Below are 19,665 nucleotides of genomic sequence, written 5' to 3' on the forward strand. Positions count from 1 at the left end.
CAGTTCAGCCGCCCCGGGCCTCCTGCTGGCGCTCACGCCGGTAACGGCTGAAAGACTGGTCTTCATAGTGACCGCCCTCCACGTATTCGCCCAGCCAGAGGAACTCCTCCACACTGGAGGTGGGGCCGGTCAGCCGGGCGATGGGTTCGCCGTCCAGGTTGAAGAACTGGAATACCGGCGTGGCCCGCACGCCGTGTTCCTCAAAGGCCCAGGCCTGTTCGGTGGTGGATTCACCCTGGAAGTCGGTGATCTGAATGGCGCCTTCCACATCCACGGAAAAGTTGGCGAAGTGGGCGTTGTAGTACTCCTGCACCTGGCGCTGATTGAGCACGTTGTCCTTCATGCGGTGGCAGAAGGGGCAGGCATCCATCTCGAAAAAGATAAGGATGCCCTTCTTGCCTTCGTCCCGAGCCAGTTCCAGTTCCCCCTGGAAATCGCCGAAGGTGGTGCGGAAGAAGTGCGCGTAAGGGTCGCGCTCCTCGGCCCCGACCTGGCTTGCCAGGGGCAGGATGAGGGCCAGGTTCAGCAGCAGGCTGATGAGCAGGGGCGGGCTGGGGTGGTCCGTTCTGGGGTGGCGGGTGCGCATGGCATATCTCCTGCGGTTCGATCCGTGAATGTCAATTTAATATATCCGCGGGAGATATGGAAAGAAGTTTTTGTTGGGGTGGGCGGTCGTCGGATTTGTGCCCGCCGCATTCCCCTCATCCCCGGCCCTTCTCCCCCGAGGGGAGAAGGGAGTCATGGTTTCCATGCTCTCCAAGGGAAGAGAGTCCTGGACTCTAAGCCCACCAGGGGAGGAAGAGGCATGGATCCTGTGCCCCGCAGGGAAAGGTGATTGAAGCCCCTCTCCCGCTGGCGGGAGAGGGGTTGGGGTGAGGGTGAGGGTGGAGGCTTACCGATCCCGATCCTTTTCCGGCGGTTCCACCTCCGGCCTGTTCTCCTCCTCTCGCTCCCATTCCCCATCGATGGTCTGCCCGCCCCCCGGGCGGCGCGGGTCGCCAGCTGGCCCGGCCCCGGGGTGCGGCCCCTGGCCCCGGTACTCGGTGTACACGTTCCGGGCATGGGTATGGGCCATGAACACGCCGCGACTGATCAGGTACTTGGCCATCACACGGCGGCTGCCCGGGAGCAGGCAGGCAAAGCCCGCCACGTCAGTGACAAACCCCGGGGTGAGCAGCAGGGCGCCGCCGACGATGAGGAAGAAGCCTTCCACCAGTTCGGTGGCCGGCAGTTGTCCGCGATCCATGCTTTGCTGCACCCGCGTGAGCGTAGCCAGGCCCTGGCGACGCAGCAGGGCGGCGCCGACCACTGCGGTGAGCACCACCAGGCCCACCGTCGCCCAGACGCCGATGATCCCGCCCACCTGGATCAGGACGTAGATTTCCACCAGCGGGACGGTGAAAAAGAAGATGAGGAGGATCGGAAAGACAGGCATGGCGAGGGGTTTCCGTTGGGTTTGGGTTGTTTATAACAGCGCCACGACGGGCGCGTAAACCGCGACCCCTGGGCTTGCAGTCAACGGGGACGGATTGAAATCCGTCCCTTGGCGCAGTGGGGGTGCAAGCCGCGGGCTCTGGGCTTGCCGTGAATGGGGACGGATTGAAATCCGTTCCCGTTAAGCTTTTTGTCGATTGTTCCCCCTTGACATCCCCAAGTGCGTTACTATCATTGGCACTCACCGAGGGGGAGTGCTAACAAGCCCCCGGGACAGACACGAAAAACCCGTCCAATTGATTTATTTGAGGAGTTAAGGCCCATGAATATCCGTCCGTTGCACGACCGGGTGATCATCAAGCGCATGGAAGAAGAGCGCACCAGCCCCGGTGGGATCGTGATCCCCGACAGTGCTGCCGAGAAGCCGATCCGCGGCGAAGTGGTGGCCGTTGGTCACGGCAAGATCCTCGAGAACGGCGACGTCCGTGCCCTGGATCTGAAGGTGGGTGACAAGGTCATCTTCGGCAAGTACTCCGGCACCGAAGTCAAGGTGGACGGTCAGGATCTCCTCGTCATGCGTGAGGAAGACGTGATGGCCGTGGTGGAAGGCTGATCAGGCCCTCCCCAAACCCCGAACAGAAACATTTGAAGAGGATCCAGCAAGTATGAGCGCAAAAGAAGTCCGTTTTGGTGATGACGCACGTGGCCGCATGGTCAAGGGCGTTAACGTTCTGGCCAACGCTGTCAAGGTGACCCTGGGCCCCAAGGGCCGTAACGTGGTCCTGGAAAAATCCTTCGGTGCCCCCACCGTGACCAAGGACGGCGTGTCCGTGGCCAAGGAAATCGAACTGGAAGACAAGTTCGAGAACATGGGCGCGCAGATGGTGAAGGAAGTCTCCTCGCAGACCTCCGACGTGGCCGGTGACGGCACCACCACCGCCACCGTGCTGGCCCAGGCCATCGTCCGTGAAGGCATGAAGGCCGTGACCGCCGGCATGAACCCCATGGACCTCAAGCGCGGTATCGACAAGGCCGTGATCGCCGCCGTGGCGGAGCTGGCCAAGCTGTCCAAGCCCTGCACCGACAACCGTGCCATTGCCCAGGTGGGCACCATCTCTGCCAACTCCGATGAGTCCGTGGGCGAGATCATCGCCGAGGCCATGGAGAAGGTGGGCAAGGAAGGCGTCATCACCGTGGAAGAAGGCTCCTCCCTGGAAAACCACCTGGACGTGGTGGAAGGCATGCAGTTCGACCGCGGCTACCTGTCCCCCTACTTCGTCAACAACCAGCAGAACATGTCCGCCGAGCTGGATGACTGCTTCGTGCTGCTGTGCGACAAGAAGATCTCCAACATCCGCGAACTGCTGCCCCTGCTGGAAGGAGTGGCCAAGTCCGGCAAGCCCCTGCTGATCATCGCCGAGGACATCGAAGGTGAGGCCCTGGCCACGTTGGTGGTGAACTCCATCCGCGGCATCGTCAAGGTCGCCGCTGTGAAGGCACCGGGCTTCGGCGATCGTCGCAAGGCCATGCTGCAGGATATCGCCGTACTCACCGGCGGTCAGGTCATCTCCGAAGAGGTGGGTCTGTCCCTGGAGAAGGCCACCGTGGACGACCTGGGTCAGGCCAAGCGCATCGTGGTCACCAAGGAAAACACCACCATCATCGACGGTGCCGGTCGCGAGGCAGAAATCAAGGCTCGCGTGGACCAGATCCGTGCCCAGATCGAAGAAGCCACCTCCGATTACGACAAGGAGAAGCTGCAGGAGCGCGTCGCCAAGCTGGCCGGCGGTGTGGCCGTGATCAAGGTGGGTGCTGCCACCGAAGTGGAAATGAAGGAGAAGAAGGCCCGCGTGGAAGACGCCCTGCACGCGACCCGTGCCGCGGTGGAAGAAGGCGTGGTGCCTGGCGGCGGTGTCGCTCTGGTGCGTGCCCTGGAAGGCATGAAGGACCTCAAGGGTGCCAACCACGATCAGGATATGGGCATCAGCCTGGCCAAGCTGGCCATGGAAGAGCCCCTGCGCCAGATCGTTTACAACTGCGGCGAAGAGCCGGCAGTGGTCATGAACAAGGTGCGTGAGCTCAAGGGCAACCAGGGCTACAATGCCGCCACCGGCGAGTTCGGCGACATGATCGAGATGGGTATCCTGGACCCCACCAAGGTGACCCGCACTGCGCTGCAGAACGCCGGTTCCGTGGCTGGTCTGATCATCACCACCGAGGCTATGGTGGCCGAACTGCCCAAGAAGGACGAGCCTGCCATGGGCGGCGGCGACATGGGTGGCATGGGCGGTATGGGTGGCATGGGCATGATGTAATCGCCCGCGTCATCAACGCGTGAATCTGCCCTTGGCAGTCTGCAAAGCCCCGCCTCGTGCGGGGCTTTGTTGTTGTGTGACCCGGGCCACTACGCATCCGGGCCTGATATCTTGTATCGTGTAATAGACGCGAAACGAAAGAAGGAGAAAAGAATATGCAAAAAATGACTTTGACCTGTGGCGTTGGGCTGGCCACCGTGCTGATGCTCACGGGCATTTCAACCGTGTCGGCCTCCACCGGTTACACCGTGGATCCGCGGGGCACCGTGGTGCGCGACGGCTCCGGTGGTTGCGTGCAGACGCCACGCTGGGAAAAGGATCTGGCCATCGAGGGTTGCCCCGGCTACGAGGCACCTGAGCCGGCACCGCGCGCCGAGCCTGAGCCTGCGCCTGCCCCTGAGCTGGCTCCGGAACCGCGTTATGAAACCATCACCCTGGGCTCCGAAGTGCTGTTCGCCACCGGCAAGCACGCACTGAGCCCTGCGGCCACCGCCGAGCTGGACGCCGTGGCCCGTCGCATCATGGATGCGGGTTCGGAACTGGAGCGGGTGATGATCTCCGGCCATACCGACAGCACCGGCCCCCGTTCCCTGAATGAGCGTCTGTCCCAGGATCGCGCTGATGCCGTCAAGGACTACCTGGTCGACCAGGGCGTGCCGGCCGATAAAATGCAGACCGTGGGCTATGGGCCGGATCGTCCGCAGGCCTATAACGACACGGCAGAAGGCCGCATGGCCAACCGTCGTGTCGAGATCCGCATCGAGAAGACCGAGCGGGTGAACTAAACTCCGCCGGCCCTCACCCCAGCCCCTCTCCCGCTAGCGGGAGAGGGGATTTACCCTAGCTGCCGATCCGTCATAACCTGAGCACTCCACTCAGTCGCCGGTCGGCCCATGTCCCATTCTTCCTCCTCTCCGAATACCTCCCAGCTGACACTCTCCGTCGGCGGTATGGGCTGCGCATCCTGCGTGGGACGCGTGGAAGATGCCCTGCGCGCAGTGCCTGGCGTGGATCGGGTCAGCGTCAACCTGGCCACCGAAAAGGCCACCCTCGAAAGCGACAATGACCTGCCCAACCCCGACGCCCTGCGCCAGGCGGTGAAGGACGCCGGCTATCAGGTCGAAACCGACTCGCTGGTGCTGGATGTGCAGGGCATGAACTGTGGTTCCTGCGCCAGTCGCGTGCAGCAGGTGCTGGATCAGTCACCGGGTGTGGTGGAGGCTGCAGTGAACCTGGCCAATGGTCAGGCTCGGGTGACGGTGCTGACGGGCTCAGTGACCGCCTCGGAACTGGCCGGCCGCGTGACCGAGGCAGGTTACCCCAGTCAACCCCTGGAAGCCGGTCCCGACCGAGAGGATCGCGAACGCGCCAAGCGCACGGCCGAACTCACCGGTTTGCGCCGTGCCGTGATCCTGGCCGCCACCCTGGCATTGCCTGTGGTGGTGCTGGATATGGGGGGGCATTTCATTCCTGCCTTTGGCGATGCTGTGCACGGTGCCCTGGGCACCCAGACGGTGTATCTGCTGTTTTTCGTGCTGGCCACCGTCGCGCAGTTCGGCCCTGGGCTACGTTTTTATCGCAAGGGGTGGCCGGCCTTGTTGCGTGGCGTCCCGGACATGAACTCACTGGTGATGCTGGGCACCTCGGCGGCCTATGGGTATTCGGTGGTGGCCACCTTCCTGCCCGGGGTGCTACCGGCGGAGTCGGTCCATGTGTACTACGAGGCCTCCATGGTGATCATCACCCTGGTGCTGGTGGGCCGCTTCCTGGAGGCCCGGGCCAAGGGCGCCACCTCCGAGGCCATCCGCAAACTCATGGGACTCAGGCCCCGCGGCGCCCGGGTGTGGCGAGATGGCGCCTGGCAGGACGTGGATGTGGAGCAGGTACAGGTGGACGAACGGATCCAGGTTCGGCCGGGAGAGCGCATCCCGGTGGATGGTGAGGTGGTGGAAGGGCAGTCCTGGGTGGATGAGTCCATGATCACCGGTGAGCCCATTCCAGTGGACAAGCAGGCAGGGGAGCAGGTGGTCGGGGGCACCATCAACGGGCAGGGAGCCCTGACCGTTCAGGCCACGCGAGTGGGTGCCGACACCGTGCTGGCGCAGATCATCCGGATGGTGGAGTCGGCCCAGGCGTCACGATTGCCGATCCAGAATCTGGTGGATCAGGTCACCCGCTATTTTGTGCCCGTGGTCATCGGCGTGGCCTTGCTTACCTTCATGGTATGGATGATTTTCGGACCCGCCCCGGCGCTCACCCTGGCCCTGGTCAATGCCGTGGCCGTGCTGATCATTGCCTGCCCCTGCGCCATGGGGTTGGCCACGCCCACCTCCATCATGGTGGGCACCGGCAAGGGTGCGGAGATGGGGGTGCTGTTTCGCGGGGGGGATGCCCTGCAGGCCCTCAGGGATGTGGATGTGGTGGCCATGGACAAGACCGGCACCCTCACCCAGGGGCGCCCGGAACTCACCGATGTGGTTGTCCAGGGGGGGCTGTCCCGGGATCGGGTACTGGCCCTGGCCGGGGCCCTGGAGTCCCGCTCCGAGCATCCGGTGGCTCAGGCCATTGTGCGGGCCGCCCAGGCGCCCGATGCGAACGCAGGGTCGCTGGAGGTGCAGGATTTTGAAGCCCTCCCTGGCAAGGGGGTGAGTGGTACGGTGGAGGGTGGTGCGGTGTGCATCGGCTCCTGGCGTTATTTGGAGGAATCGGGGGTGGATGCCGAATCGGCCCGTGAGGCCGCCGAGTCCCTGGCGGAGCAGGGTCGCACGCCATTGCTGATGGCCGTGGACGGGCAGTTGACGGCCCTGCTGGGCGTGGCCGATCCGCCCAAGGCGTCCGCCCGGCAAACGGTGCAGCGTTTGCACGACCTGGGTTTGAAGGTGGTGATGATCACCGGCGATAACCGCCGCACCGCCGAGGCGGTGGCCCGGGATCTGGGCATCGACCAGGTGCTGGCGGAGGTGCTGCCCGAGGGCAAGGCCGATGAGGTGGCTCGCCTGCGGGGCGACGGCAGTACCCGGGTGGCCTTTGTGGGGGATGGGATCAACGACGCCCCGGCCCTGGCAGGGGCGGATGTGGGCATCGCCATCGGCTCGGGCACGGATGTGGCCATGGAGTCGGCGGATGTGGTGCTCATGTCGGATGATCTGGGCAACGTGGTCAATGCCATCGCCTTGTCCCGGGCCACACTGCGCAACATCAAGCAGAACCTCTTCTGTGCCTTCGTCTACAACGTCACCTTGCTGCCGGTAGCCGCCGGGGTGCTGTATCCCGTGTTCGGGTTGCTGCTCTCGCCGGTGTTCGCGGCCGCCGCCATGTCCCTGTCTTCGGTGTCGGTGCTCAGCAACGCCCTGCGGCTCAAGCGATTCCGTCCAGAAAAAATGTCATCGGCGGCTTGACATGAAAATGAGAACGAGTATTATTTAAGTCGTGTGTCGCTTTTCTCTTCTCTTCTCGCATGCTTAGGGGCCCGGTCGGGCCCCTTTTTTTGTGTGCGACTTGCTGAGCTTGAGACCGACCTTGATGATGCGGTTGCCCGAGACTTCCCGCACCACCAGTTCCACACCGGTCAGTTGCAATCGGTCACCCACCACCGGCTGGGTGTTCAGGGAGCGGCGCAGGAACTCGTCCAGGGTGAGTCCGCGTGCCTCCTCGGGCACGGTGATTCCGTAGGCCAGGGACAGGTCATCCAGTATTGCCACCCCGTTGAGTACGAACTCCCCGAAGAACTGGCGTTCCGACAGGCGTTCGGGGGCCTCGCTGGCCACGAACAGACGGTCCAGGGCCTTCAAATCCTGGGGAGCGGCCATGAGATAGAGGTAGTCCCCCGCGCGCAGATCCAGCATGTTCAGGGCATCCAGCAACACCTTGTCGCGCAGGTGAGCCACGACCCGCACGCTGCGGGGCAGGGTGAAACTGGTCCACTTCTCGCGCACCACCGGGGTGGTTTCCACCAGCCGATACCCCACCAATTCCAGTTCCTGCTGCCCGGGGATGTCCAGTTCCACCCGCTGCACCAGATGGCTGGTGGGAGGCACTTCCAGCTTGAACAGGCGTGCGAAGGATGAGACCGTCCAGCCCTGGACCAGCAGCGAGATCAGCACTACGAAGAAGACGATGTTGAACAGCATCTCCGCCTCGTCAATCCCGGCCAGGAAGGGAAACAGGGCCAGGATGATGGGCACGGCCCCGCGCAGCCCCACCCAGCCCACAAAGACCTGTTCGCGCCAGGGGAAGCGAAATGGCAGCAGGCACAGCCAGACAGCGATGGGACGGGCCACCAGGATCAGCACGGCGGCGATGAGCAGGGCATCCACGGCCACCGGCACCAACTCGGAGGGCGTGACCAGTACCCCCAGCATCAGGAACATGCCGATCTGAGCGAGCTGGGCAATGCCGTCATGAAAGCGGTTGATGTACTGGGAGGCCTGTAGTGGTCGGTTGCCCAGCAGCAGGCCGGCCAGGTAGATGGCCAGAAAGCCACTGCCATCCATGATCGCGGCCACGCCAAAGATGCTCAGCCCCCCGGCCATGGCAGCCAGCGGATACAGGCCCTGGGGGATGTCCAGGCGGTTGATGAGCCAGGTCAGGCCCAGTCCGCCGGCCAGCCCCACCACGGCCCCCAGCCCGATCTGGCGGATAAACTCCCAGAGTACCGTCAGGCCCATGTTGCTGTGACCGCCCACGATGAGTTCAATGAAGGCGATGGTCAGAAAGATGGCCATGGGATCGTTGCTGCCGGATTCGATCTCCAGTGTGGCGCCGACGCGCTGCTTGAGCTCCAGCCCCCGGGAGTGGAGCAGGGAGAACACTGCGGCCGCGTCGGTGGAGCCGACAATGGCCCCCAGCAGCAGGCCCACCATCCAGTTCACTTCCAGCCACCAGGCCGCGAAGGCCCCGGTGAGGCCGGCGGTGATCATCACGCCGATGGTGGCCAGCCCCAGGGCCGGCTTGAGCCCCACCCGGAAGCTGGAGATGGGCGTGCGCATGCCCCCATCGAAGAGGATGATGGCCAGGGCCAGGCTGCCGAACAGATGCGCGATCTGCACATCCTTGAACTCGATGCCCCCGGGGCCTTCCTCCCCCATCAGCATGCCGATGAGCAGGAACACCAGCAGCAGGGGCACGCCCAGCCGCCGCGTGATCACGCCGGCCAGTACGCTGGCGAGCAGCACCAGGCTGCCCATGAGAATGATCTGATTGGTGAGATCCATCGTCAAATTCTATCAGTCGGACGTTTCATTACCTAACCTGATAAGGCTCAGCGCTCATGTATCACGGTGGTGAGTCACCCCGATGATGAAAGACACGCTCCAGGCCCCTCTCCCCTCAGGGGAGAGGGGTTGGGGTGAGGGGGCGAGGACTGGCACGGTGCCTGCCTCACCCCCTCATCCCCGGCCCTTCTCCCCCGTGGGGGAGAAGGGGGTGCCTGTAGTGGAACTGTGTTCTGTCGCGTTAACCCAGCAGGCTTTTCAGGTTGCTCAGGTGGGCCTTGCCGGTCAGCTTGACCTCCTCCGGGTCCTGAGGCTTGGCATCCGGCCATTCCAGGAATTCTTCCGGTAATTCCTGCAGGAAGCGACTGGGTTCACAGTCCACGATCTCGCCGTAACGGGTGCGTCGGCAAGCATAGGTGAGAGTGAGGCCCTTCTGGGCTCGGGTGATCCCCACATAGGCCAGGCGGCGTTCCTCCTCCAGTGTGTCTTCCTCCAAGCTCACCCGGTGGGGCAGCAATTCCTCTTCCATGCCCACCAGGAACACATAGGGGAACTCCAGGCCCTTGGCCGCGTGCAGGGTCATCAGGTGCACCCCGTCCGCCTCGGCCTCGCCCCCGGCCCGGTCCAGGATGTCCATCAGCGTCATATGCGCCACGATCTCGCCGATGTTCTTGCCTCCGGCGGCCCCCTCCCTGGAGAGCCTTCCCATCCAGTCCAGCACCTCGTTCACGTTCTCCATGCGCCGGCTGGCCGCCTTGGGGTTGGCGCTCTGTTCCAGCAGCCAGTCCTCGTAGCGCATGTCCTCCACCAGAGTGCGGGCCACCTGGGCCGGATCTTCCTGGCCGGCCTTCATGCTGTGTTCTCGCAGCCAGTCGGCAAAGCCCTGCACACGGCCCACGGCGCGACTCGACAGCACCTCCGTCAGGCCCATCTCCTGGCTGGCGGTGAACAGGCTCACATGGCGTGATGAGGCGTATTCTCCCAGTTTTTCCAGGGTGCTAGCGCCGATCTCACGGCGGGGGACGTTGACGATGCGCAGGAAGGCGCTGTCATCATCCGGATTGGACAGCAGGCGCAGATAGGCCAATACATCTTTCACTTCGGCACGCTCGAAAAAGGACTGCCCACCGCTGACCTTGTAGGGGAGGCTGTTCTCCCGCAGCAACTTCTCGAACACCCGCGCCTGATGGTTGCCCCGGTAGAGGATGGCGTAGTCCTTGTAGTCGGTGCGGTGCTTGAAACGGTGCTTCATGATTTCCGACACCACCCGCGTGGCCTCATGCTCACCGTCCTTGCAGGGCAGGATGCGAATCGCTTCCCCCTTGCCCAGGCCACTCCAGAGGCGTTTTTCAAACACGTGAGGGTTGTTGGCAATCAATCGGTTGGCGGTCTGCAGGATCACGTTGGTGGAGCGGTAGTTCTGCTCCAGCTTGATGATTTTCAGGCGCGGGAAGTCCTCCTGCAGGGTGACCAGGTTCTCCGGGCGGGCACCGCGCCAGGCGTAGATGGACTGGTCATCATCACCCACCGCCGTGAGACCCCCCTCCACGTCCACCAGCAGTTTCACCAGCCGGTACTGGCAGGCATTGGTGTCCTGGTACTCATCCACCAGCAGATGCCGCAGGCGATGACGCCAGCGCTCGCGCACCTCGGGGTTTTCCTCCATCAGGCGCACTGGCAGGATGATCAGGTCATCGAAATCCACGGCGTTATAGGCCTTCAGGGCCCGCTGATAGGCGGCATACAGGCGGGCCTGGCCGGCCTCCACCTCGTCGGCCGCGTGGGACAGGGCCGCGTCGGCGCTGATCAGGTCGTTTTTCCAGCGGCTGATCCGATGCCGTGCGGCTTCCACCTCCACCCCTTCGTCATCGCGATGGGTCAGTTGCTTGAGCAGGGACAGGGCATCGGCGGCGTCGAAGATGGTGAAGCCAGGCCGGTAGCCCAGTTGCCGGATCTCGCGGCGGATGAAGTCCAGCCCCAGGGTGTGGAAGGTGGAGACCGTCAGTCCCCGGCTCTCCTCCCGGGAGAGCAGCTTGCCGGCCCGCTCCTTCATCTCCCGGGCGGCCTTGTTGGTGAAGGTGATGGCGGCGATATGCCGCGGCGCCATGCCCTTGTCCCGGATGAGGTGGGCGATCTTCTGGGTGATCACGCGGGTCTTGCCGCTGCCGGCACCGGCCAGCACCAGCAGGGGACCGTCCACGTACTCGACGGCGGCGCGTTGTTGCGGGTTGAGTGTATCCATGGGGCGCCAGGGGCGAAGGGCAGGGGGCGTCGTATTGTACCCGCGAGGCCGGTCGGCTGACAGGCGTGGGTTGTCGTCGTTGCGCCGGTGCCCGCCGTCTCCCCCTCATCCCCGGCCCTTCTCCCCCGAGGGGAGAAGGGAGCAATAGAGCCTCTCTCCCCTGAGGGGGGAAGGGAGCAATAGAGCCCCTCTCCCCGGCGGGGAGAGGGGTTGGGGTGAGGGGGCGGTATCATCGATGATCCATGAATCCGATGATGCCCAAGGATCACTGCATGCACATTACCCCCCAGGGCTGGCTCCACCCCGCCACCCACATCCCCTCTCCCAACCACGACCCACGCCCGCCGGGCATGGCCCCCGAACTGATCGTGATCCATGCCATCAGCCTGCCCCCCGGGCAGTTCGGCGGGCCGTGGATCGACCGCTTGTTTACCAACGCCCTGGACCCCGCCGACCATCCCTATTTTGAACAGATCCACACCCTCAGGGTGTCGGCCCATTTGCTGGTGCGTCGGGAGGGTGCGCTGGTCCAGTATGTGCCTTTTCATGAGCGGGCCTGGCATGCCGGGGTTTCCCGGTTTGCAGGGCGCGAACGTTGTAACGATTTTTCCATCGGTATCGAACTGGAGGGCGCAGATGATGCCCCCTTTGCTGCGGTGCAGTATGAGCGCGCATCCGAGGTGATTGAGGTGCTGGGAAAACACTATGAGGGCTTGCAAGGCGCCCCCATTGTCGGGCACTCGGATATTGCCCCGGGGCGCAAGACGGATCCCGGGCCCTGCTTTGACTGGCGATGGTTTGAGGCGTGCCTGGGCAGGCCCTGCCACAAGGGGTAAACCCAGGTTGCCTTCTTGGGTTTGTGGTGTTTCCCGAAACCAGATCAAGTGATCGGGATTTAGTAAACCCGCGGGGGGGATTTTGCTATTGTTTGACCTTGCATGCAGAAATTCGAACAACGAAACTTTGTTCACCCTCTTAACCTTGGAAATCCACCATGTCTCTGATCACCATTCTCATCGCTGTCGTTGTGGAACGTCTGACCCACGCCATTGAGAACCTGCGGAGCTTCACGTGGTTGCCCCGCTTCACCGGCATGATTCGGGCACGCGCAGAGGGCTTTGGCCTGGGAGGTACGGCCGCCCTCGTGGTGACCCTGGCCGTGCCGCTGGTCATCGTGGCCGTGATCTTCCAACTGTTGGGCGGGCTGTTGGCCGGTCTTGTCGGGCTGTTGCTGGGTTTGATCGTGCTGCTGTTCTGCCTGGGGCCCCGGGATCTGAACCGGCAGGTGGATGCCTACCTGGAGGCGGGGGCCATGAAGGATGAGGACCGTGAACTGAAGCACGCCCGGGAATTGCTGGGTGAGGATAACGTGCCCGACGATGCCGCCGAGCGTTCCAGCGCTGTGCTGCAAAAGGCCCTGTCCGAGAGCAATCCCCGACTGTTCGCCGTGCTGTTCTGGTTCGTGATTCTGGGCCCCCTGGGTGCCGTGCTCTATCGGCTCTCCCACCTGCTGCAGACCCCCATGGCTCAGGAAGGTGATGAGAAGCCGCAGGCCGAGTCGGCCGAGGACGGCTTCCGGCAGGCGGCGGTGCGTCTGGTGGCCCTGCTGGACTGGATCCCGGCCCGTCTGGTGGCCCTGGGGTATGCCCTCACCGGCACCTTTGACCGGGCCTTTCCGGTGCTGCGCAGCAACTTCACCGGTCCGCTGGCCGGCATGGCCGAACAGAACGAACGCCTGCTGCGCGAGGCTGGCTGCGAAGCGGTGCAGTTGGACGACGTGGACATGAAGGATCCGCTGGAAGCCCGTTCCGCCGTGGAGAGCGCCTCCAACCTGGTGTTCCGTACCCTGATCGCCTTCGTGGCGGTGCTGGCCCTGCTGACCATCGTTGGCCTGGCCTGATCAGGTGTTGAATGATCTGTATTGATCTGCTGCGTCATGGTGAGCCGACCGGCGGCCTGCGGTATCGGGGCAGCGGGGTGGACGATCCCCTCACACAAGAGGGCTGGCGGCAGATGTGGGAAGCGGTGGGTGGCCAGATGAACCCGGGTGGCCCCTGGGATCGTCTGGTCAGCTCGCCCATGGCCCGCTGCCAGGATTTTGCCGAACAATTGTCGCAGCGTCTGAGCCTGCCCCTGGCCATTGAGCCCGCGATCCGCGAGGTGGGGTTCGGGGCCTGGGAGGGGCGCAGTCACGATGACCTCAAGCTCAACCGCCTTGATGAATACCTGGCTTTTTTTCAGGATCCCGTGAAATCCCGGCCCGAAGGGGCGGAACCCCTGGGCGAATTCCGGGGGCGGGTGTCTGATGCCCTGGCGCGGGTGGAAACCCGTTACCGTGGTCAGCACGTGCTCCTGGTGACCCATGCGGGCGTGATCCGCGCCGGCATCTGCGCGGCCCTGGATGTGCCCCTGGAGGCCATGTATCGCATCAAGGTGCCCTATGCGGGACTCACCCGCCTGCGCCGCGACGAGCGGGGGTTGATGCTGGAGTTCGTGAACCGCACCCGGGTGTCGTGAAAGGCCGGGTAGCCCCAGCCGTGTTAACCTTGAAGGCCTTAAAAACTTTCAGGGGATCTTCATGAATCCATTCCTCAAGACTGCCATTGATGCCGCGCTCAAGGCCCAGGGCGTGATCCAGCGCCATTATCGTCAGGGCGTGGAGGTGGAGCTCAAACCGGACCAGACGCCCGTGACCATTGCCGATCTGGACTCGGAGAAGGCCATCAAATCCGTGATTTTCGGGGCCTTCCCCGATCATGGCACCTATGGCGAGGAGACCGGCCAGGAGCGCATGGACTCGGAATACCTCTGGTTGATCGATCCCATCGATGGCACCAAGAGTTTCGTGCGTCGTTACCCCTTTTTTTCCACCCAGATTGCCCTGCGCCATGGTGAGGATCTGGTGGTGGGGGTGTCGAATGCCCCGGAATTCGAGGAAATGGCCTATGCCGCCAAGGGGGAGGGTGCCTTCCTGGGGGAGCAGGCCATCCGGGTAAGCGATGTCACCACCCTGGAGGACGCCACCCTGTCCCTGGGTAACATCAAGACCCTGGCGGGCGGGCCGGGCTGGCAGGGCCTGGCGGAGATCGTGCGACGGGTCAACCGCACCCGGGGTTACGGCGATTTCTACCACTACCACCTGCTGGCCTCGGGTCGCATCGACCTGGTGGTGGAGTCGGACGTGAACATCCTGGACATCGCCGCCCTGGCGGTGGTGGTGCGCGAGGCCGGCGGGGTGTTCACCGATCTTCAGGGGCAGCCGCTCACCCTGGAGACCACCAGCGCGCTGGCGGCGGCCACGCCGGAACTCCATGCCGCCGCCCTCAAGATGCTGAACAGGTAGTCTGGGGGCATCGGATGCGCCAGCAGGGTCGTTCGCGAACGACCCGTACAGGTCATGGCACCCATCGATTCAAGTGAGGGGCGCGCAAAGGGGCGCTTCACCAGCATGGGCTGCAACGGCACCCGCCCGGGCAAATGAGGGGCGCGCGTAGGGGCGCTTCGGGAAGCGCCCGGCTGGGGTGCCCGATACCAGCGAGCTCTTCCGGGCTGGCCGGCGCCCTCAGGGCGCCGGCCCCCAGATCCCGTCCACCAGGCCTTCGGCTGGCTGAAAGCGGATCTTGTAGGCCATCTTGGGTGTTTGCGCGTTCCAGAAGCCCAGGTAGACGTAGGGCAGCCCCATGCGCCGGGCTGCCTGTATTTGCCAGAGGATGGCCAGTGTGCCCAGGCTGCGGGCCGCCAGGTCCGGGTCAAAGTAGGTATACACCGCCGACAGCCCCATGGGCACCTGATCCGTGACCGCCACGCCCACCAGTTGCTCGCCCAGGCGAAATTCCACGAGCTGTGTCTGGCCCCAGTGACTGGCCACGAACCCCCAGTAGCTCTCCGGCGTGGGATCATCCATGCCGCCGCCCTGATGACGGGTATTCACATAGCGTTCATATAGTTGGAAATGCGCCGGATCGAACGCCGATGGGCGGATCCGCACGGTGATGTCCTGATTGCGCGAGGCCACCCGGCGCTGATTGCGATCCGGGCGGAACCGGGCCACTGGTAGCCGTAAGGGCACGCAGGCATGACAGCCCCGGCATTGATGGCGATACACGTGATTGCCGCTGCGGCGAAAGCCCAGTTCGATCAGTCCGCCATACAGGGCCGGACTCATGGGCTGCTGAGGATCAGCAAACACGCTCACCATATCCCGATCCCCCAGGTACGGGCACACATCAGGGACCGTGGCGTAAAAGATCAGGGATTGGTTCCGGGGCACATGCACTTTCCGGCGGTTCCTATTGGCGTCAAAAAAAGGGCCGCAGGGGTGTATGCGGCCCGTAGGCGTGAAGATGGAGAACCCGCAAGTCAATCAGGTGACTGGCTCGGAGGCAGGAGACCCAGAATATGCCCCGCGAACCATAATACAAGCGTAGGACAATACCCTGTCGAAATCTCTGACATGGATCAGTTGAAAGCCGCGTGTGGAGCGGCTTTACGGCCTGTAAAAATCGTTTTATTCAATCATGTTATGATAGTTGGCTATCTGTGAAGCAACGGGACCGATTTTTATGAATTCCGACCGACTTAGAAAGCTTGAGAAAGAGATCGAACGCCGCATCATGATCCTGGATGGGGGTATGGGTACCACCATTCAAAACTACGGCCTGCAAGAGGCCGACTACCGCGGTGAGCGTTTCGCTGACTGGTCCTGCGACGTCAAGGGCAACAACGATCTGCTGGTTCTGACTCAGCCGAAGATCATTCGGGAGGTTCATGAAAAATTCCTCGAAGCCGGCGCCGATATCATCGAGGCCAACACCTTCAATGCCACCCGCATTGCCATGGCCGACTACGAGATGGAAGACCTGGTGCCGGAGATCAACCGCGAAGCGGTGCGCCTGGCACGCGAAGCGGCGGATGCCTGGACGGAAAAGACCCCGGACCGCCCTCGCTTCGTGGCCGGCATCCTCGGCCCCACCAACCGTACCGCCAGCATCTCCCCGGATGTGAACGACCCGGGCAAGCGCAACACCCACTTCGATGCGCTGGTGGATGCCTACAAGGAAGCCGCCGACAATATGATCGATGGCGGTGTGGACATCCTGCTGATCGAAACGGTCTTCGACACCCTGAACGCCAAGGCAGCGGTGTTTGCCGTGGAAACCGTCTTCGACGAGCGCGGTGAGCGCTGGCCGGTGATGATCTCCGGCACCATTACCGATGCCTCCGGCCGGACCCTCACCGGGCAGACCACCGAGGCCTTCTGGAACTCCCTGCGCCACGCCCAGCCCTTCTCCGTGGGCCTGAACTGCGCCCTGGGGCCCAAGGATATGCGCCCCTACGTGGAGGAGCTCTCCCGGATCGCCGACACCCGCGTCTCGGCTCACCCCAACGCCGGTCTGCCCAACGAATTCGGTGGCTACGACGAGACCCCCGAGCAGGTGGCCGAAGAAGTGGCGCGCTGGGCCAAGGAAGGGCATCTGAACATCGTTGGCGGTTGCTGTGGTACCCAGCCCGACCACATCCGCGCCATCCGCGAGGCCGTAAAGGAATACGAGCCGCGCCAGATCCCCGACATCCCGCCGGCCTGCCGCCTGTCCGGCCTTGAGCCCTTCAACATCGACCCAGAAACCCTGTTCGTCAACGTGGGTGAGCGCACCAACGTGACCGGCAGTGCCCGCTTCAAGCGCCTGATCAAGGACGGCGACTTCGAAACCGCCCTGGAAGTGGCTGCCGAGCAGGTGCAGAACGGCGCCCAGGTCATCGACGTGAACATGGATGAAGGCATGCTCGATGCCATGGAAGTGATGCCGCGTTTCCTGAACCTGGCCGCCGCCGAGCCGGATATCTCCCGGGTGCCGGTGATGATCGACTCCTCCAAGTGGGAAGTGATCGAGGCCGGCCTCAAGTGCATCCAGGGCAAGGGGATCGTGAACTCCATCTCCCTGAAGGAGGGCGAGGAGAACTTCATCTACCAGGCCAAGATGCTGCGTCGCTATGGTGCTGCTGTGGTCGTCATGGCCTTTGACGAAGAAGGCCAGGCCGACACCCAGGCACGCAAGGTGGAGATCTGTCAGCGGGCCTACAAGATCCTCACCGAGCAGGTGGGCTTCCCGGCCGAGGACATCATCTTCGACCCCAACATCTTTGCCATTGCTACCGGTATCGAGGAGCACAACAACTACGGCGTGGACTTCATCGAGGCCACCCGCGAGATCAAGAACACCCTGCCGCACGCCATGGTGTCCGGTGGCGTATCCAACGTCTCCTTCTCCTTCCGGGGCAACAACCCGGTGCGCGAGGCCATTCACGCCGTGTTCCTGTATCACGCCATCAAGGCGGGCATGGACATGGGCATCGTCAACGCCGGCCAGCTGGCGGTGTATGACGAGATCCCCGAAAAGCTGCGCGAGGCCGTGGAAGACGTGGTCCTCAACCGCCGCGATGACGCCACCGAGCGCCTGCTGGACCTGGCCGAGGAATTCCGCGGCAGCGGCGCCGAGGCCAAGAAGGAAGACCTGGCCTGGCGCGAACTGCCGGTGGCCGAGCGCCTGCGGCACGCCCTGGTCAAGGGGATCGATGCCTACGTGGTGGAGGACGTGGAAGAGGCCCGTCAGACCTTCGAACGGCCCATCCAGGTCATCGAAGGGCCGTTGATGGATGGCATGAACGTGGTTGGCGACCTGTTCGGTGCCGGCAAGATGTTCCTGCCCCAGGTGGTGAAGTCCGCCCGCGTCATGAAAAAGGGCGTGGCCCACCTGATCCCTTACATCGAGGCCGAGAAGACCGACGACTCGAAAAACAATGGCCGCATTCTCATGGCCACGGTGAAGGGCGACGTGCACGACATCGGTAAGAACATCGTCGGTGTGGTGCTCCAGTGCAACAACTTCGAGGTCATCGACATCGGCGTGATGGTGCCGGGCCAGAAGATCCTTGAGGCCGCCCAGGAGCACAAGGTGGACGTCATTGGCCTGTCCGGCCTGATCACGCCCTCCCTGGAAGAGATGTCCAACTTTGCCGCCGAACTGCAGCGCGTGGGCCTGAAGACCCCGCTCATGGTGGGCGGCGCCACCACCTCCCGGGCCCATACCGCGGTGAAGATCTCGCCCCAGTACGAAGGCCCCACCGTCTGGGTGAAGGATGCCTCCCGCGCCGTAGGCGTGGCCCAGAGCCTGGTCAGCCCGGAACTGCGCGGCCCCTATGCCGAGAAGATCTCCAAGGAATACGCCGAGGTGCGCGAGCAGCACGGTGCCCGCCAGAAAAAGCAGGACTGGCTCAAGCTGGCCGAGGCCCGCGCCAACAAGGCTCCCATCGACTGGTCCGGCTACACCCCGCCGCGCCCGGCAGTGCTGGATGGCGACACCGGCATGGACAAGGGCGGCCCGGCTCCTAAGATCCTGCGCACCGAAGGCCAGGACAGCGTGCTGCTGCGCTTCGAGGACTACCCGCTGGACAGGCTGGTGGACTACATTGACTGGACCCCGTTCTTCCGCGCCTGGGACCTGCATGCCGCCTATCCGCGCATCCTGGATGACGAAGTGGTCGGCGAAGAGGCCCGCAAGCTGTTCGAGGACGCCAAGCCGATGCTGCAGCAGATCATCGACGAAGGCTGGCTCAAGGCCAGTGGTGTGGTGGGCTTCTTCCGCGCCAACAGCGTGGACGAGGACGACATCCAGCTGTTCAAGGACGAGGCCGGCAACGAGGAGTTGATGCGCCTGCACAATGTGCGTCAGCAGACCCGCAAGCCGCGCCAGGCCCCCAATATGTGTCTGGCGGACTTCGTGGCCCCCAAGGACACGGGTCTGAATGACTACCTGGGTGCCTTTGCCGTGACCACCGGTGGCGACATCGACAAGCACGTGGAACGCTTCGAGAAAGGCAACGACGACTACTCCGCCATCATGCTCAAGGCCCTGGCCGACCGCCTGGCGGAGGCCTTTGCCGAGCACATGCACGCGCGGGTGCGCCGTGAGTTCTGGGGCTACGCTCCGGATGAGGGCCTGAGCAACGAAGAACTCATCAAGGAGAAGTACCAGGGCATCCGCCCGGCACCCGGCTACCCGGCCTGCCCGGAGCACACCGAGAAGGGCCTGCTGTGGGAGCTGATCGATCCGGTGGAAAATGCCGGCATGACCCTGACCGACAGCTTCGCCATGGACCCGGCCTCGTCCGTGTCCGGCTTCTACTTCTCGCACCCGGAGTCGCGCTACTTCGGCGTGGGCAAGCTCAACCGGGACCAGGTGGAAGACTACGCCAAGCGCAAGGGCATGGACCTGGACGACGCCCAGCGCTGGCTGGCGCCGAACCTGGGTTACGATCCGGACTGATCGCGCCCTCACCCCCGGCCCCTCTCCCCGAGGGGAGAGGGGAGCATGGCGTAGGCTCTGGAGGTGAGTGTCCTCTCTCCCTATTGCTGGGGAGGGCAATGATGCAGGCCCTGGGGTGGGTGTGACCTGCGCCGGGT

At 63.7% G+C, this 19,665-nt stretch carries 14 protein-coding genes; 9 read left to right on the forward strand and 5 right to left on the reverse strand.

Annotation, left to right across the window (positions count from 1 at the left end):
* Positions 1 to 4: 4 nt before the first annotated feature.
* Both LPW29_RS03315 and LPW29_RS03320 read right to left on the reverse strand, forming a co-directional pair.
* Positions 5 to 586 (reverse strand): thioredoxin family protein, encoded by a 582-nt coding sequence (locus LPW29_RS03315; protein WP_238626852.1) that lies wholly within the window; start codon positions 584 to 586, stop codon positions 5 to 7.
* 306 nt (positions 587 to 892) lie between these two features.
* Positions 893 to 1,435 (reverse strand): FxsA family protein, encoded by a 543-nt coding sequence (locus tag LPW29_RS03320; protein WP_238626853.1) that lies wholly within the window; start codon positions 1,433 to 1,435, stop codon positions 893 to 895.
* Between the two features lie 321 nt (positions 1,436 to 1,756).
* On the opposite strand from LPW29_RS03320, the gene groES reads away from it, so the two are divergent.
* The 4 genes from groES to LPW29_RS03340 all read left to right on the forward strand — a co-directional run bounded on the left by groES (position 1,757) and on the right by LPW29_RS03340 (position 7,147).
* Entirely contained in the window at positions 1,757 to 2,047 is a 291-nt protein-coding gene (groES, locus tag LPW29_RS03325) for a co-chaperone GroES (protein ID WP_090251539.1), read from the forward strand.
* Between the two features lie 52 nt (positions 2,048 to 2,099).
* Entirely contained in the window at positions 2,100 to 3,749 is a 1,650-nt protein-coding gene (gene groL / locus LPW29_RS03330; protein ID WP_238626854.1) for a chaperonin GroEL, read from the forward strand.
* A gap of 155 nt (positions 3,750 to 3,904) precedes the next feature.
* Complete coding sequence (locus tag LPW29_RS03335) at positions 3,905 to 4,534, forward strand: OmpA family protein (protein WP_238626855.1); 630 nt, start codon at positions 3,905 to 3,907, stop codon at positions 4,532 to 4,534.
* Positions 4,535 to 4,642: 108 nt separating this feature from the next.
* The gene (locus LPW29_RS03340; protein WP_238626856.1) at positions 4,643 to 7,147 is read left to right on the forward strand and encodes a heavy metal translocating P-type ATPase; all 2,505 of its coding nucleotides are present in this window, start codon (positions 4,643 to 4,645) and stop codon (positions 7,145 to 7,147) included.
* Between the two features lie 63 nt (positions 7,148 to 7,210).
* Here LPW29_RS03340 and LPW29_RS03345 read toward each other — a convergent pair whose 3' ends face one another.
* Both LPW29_RS03345 and rep read right to left on the reverse strand, forming a co-directional pair.
* Complete coding sequence (locus LPW29_RS03345) at positions 7,211 to 8,962, reverse strand: potassium/proton antiporter (RefSeq protein WP_238626857.1); 1,752 nt, start codon at positions 8,960 to 8,962, stop codon at positions 7,211 to 7,213.
* Between the two features lie 241 nt (positions 8,963 to 9,203).
* Positions 9,204 to 11,204 carry a DNA helicase Rep gene (gene rep / locus LPW29_RS03350; RefSeq protein WP_238626858.1) on the reverse strand — a complete coding sequence of 667 codons (2,001 nt, stop codon included), beginning with the start codon at positions 11,202 to 11,204 and terminating at the stop codon, positions 9,204 to 9,206.
* Between the two features lie 272 nt (positions 11,205 to 11,476).
* Between rep and ampD the strand changes: the two genes are divergently transcribed.
* The 4 genes from ampD (at position 11,477) to LPW29_RS03370 (ending at position 14,547) form a co-directional block, all read left to right on the forward strand.
* Positions 11,477 to 12,040: a 1,6-anhydro-N-acetylmuramyl-L-alanine amidase AmpD gene (ampD, locus tag LPW29_RS03355; RefSeq protein ID WP_238626859.1), complete on the forward strand. Its 564-nt coding sequence runs from the start codon at positions 11,477 to 11,479 to the stop codon at positions 12,038 to 12,040.
* A 158-nt stretch (positions 12,041 to 12,198) separates the two neighbouring features.
* Positions 12,199 to 13,104, forward strand: coding sequence for a regulatory signaling modulator protein AmpE (gene ampE / locus LPW29_RS03360; protein ID WP_238626860.1), 906 nt, complete (start codon positions 12,199 to 12,201; stop codon positions 13,102 to 13,104).
* A gap of 11 nt (positions 13,105 to 13,115) precedes the next feature.
* Entirely contained in the window at positions 13,116 to 13,721 is a 606-nt protein-coding gene (locus tag LPW29_RS03365; RefSeq protein WP_255705777.1) for a histidine phosphatase family protein, read from the forward strand.
* 55 nt (positions 13,722 to 13,776) lie between these two features.
* Positions 13,777 to 14,547 (forward strand): inositol monophosphatase family protein, encoded by a 771-nt coding sequence (locus LPW29_RS03370; RefSeq protein WP_238626912.1) that lies wholly within the window; start codon positions 13,777 to 13,779, stop codon positions 14,545 to 14,547.
* A gap of 219 nt (positions 14,548 to 14,766) precedes the next feature.
* Here LPW29_RS03370 and LPW29_RS03375 read toward each other — a convergent pair whose 3' ends face one another.
* Positions 14,767 to 15,474 (reverse strand): arginyltransferase, encoded by a 708-nt coding sequence (locus tag LPW29_RS03375; protein ID WP_238626861.1) that lies wholly within the window; start codon positions 15,472 to 15,474, stop codon positions 14,767 to 14,769.
* Between the two features lie 292 nt (positions 15,475 to 15,766).
* On the opposite strand from LPW29_RS03375, the gene metH reads away from it, so the two are divergent.
* Positions 15,767 to 19,528 carry a methionine synthase gene (gene metH / locus LPW29_RS03380; RefSeq protein ID WP_238626862.1) on the forward strand — a complete coding sequence of 1,254 codons (3,762 nt, stop codon included), beginning with the start codon at positions 15,767 to 15,769 and terminating at the stop codon, positions 19,526 to 19,528.
* The last annotated feature ends 137 nt before the right edge of the window (positions 19,529 to 19,665 follow it).

Source organism: Ectothiorhodospira sp. 9100, from assembly GCF_022227565.1.
GTDB lineage: Bacteria > Pseudomonadota > Gammaproteobacteria > Ectothiorhodospirales > Ectothiorhodospiraceae > Ectothiorhodospira > Ectothiorhodospira marina.